1 protein-coding gene is annotated in these 594 nt (G+C 66.3%); it reads left to right on the top strand.

The window, feature by feature from the left end:
• Window positions 1-159: 159 nt before the first annotated feature.
• Window positions 160-594, top strand: a 435-nt coding sequence (locus K4S16_RS00035; protein ID WP_375708314.1) for an alpha-amylase family glycosyl hydrolase, incomplete at its 3' end; no start/stop codon positions are given.

Raw genomic sequence — 594 nt, 5'->3', positions numbered from 1 at the left:
CGGATCGAACTACGTCCACCTCGATCCCCAAGTCCGACCCGCACACGTCCTGACGTTCGGGAGCAGTGAGAGTTGAGCGGACCCCTCGAACCCCAGTCGCCGGCCGACGCGCCGGAATCCCCTCCTGGCCCGATTCCCAGGGACGAACCCCTCAGCGAGATCCCGCCGGACGCCATTCCGGCGTCCTCCGGCCCCTTGCCGGACGCGTTCGACCCGGAGACGCCGCGCGACCCGCACTGGTTCAAGACGGCGGTGTTCTACGAGGTGTCGGTCCGGGGCTTCGCCGATTCCAACAACGACGGCTACGGGGACCTGCGCGGGCTGATCTCCAGGCTGGACCACCTGCAATGGCTCGGCGTGGACTGCCTGTGGCTGCTGCCCATCTACCAGTCCCCGCTCAAGGACGGCGGCTACGACATCGCCGAGTACACGAAAATCCTGCCTGACTTCGGTGAGCTGGGCGATTTCGTGGAACTCATCGAAGAAGCCCATGCGCGGGGCATTCGTGTGATCGCCGATCTGGTGATGAACCACACCTCAGACCAGCACCCCTGGTTCCAGGCCTCCCGCACCGATCCCGACGGCCCGTTCGGC

This window comes from Actinomadura sp. K4S16 (genome assembly GCF_008327685.1).
Lineage (GTDB): Bacteria > Actinomycetota > Actinomycetes > Streptosporangiales > Streptosporangiaceae > Spirillospora.
Note: the sequence above shows the minus strand (reverse complement) of the source record. Positions and strands in the feature narration are given on the sequence as shown.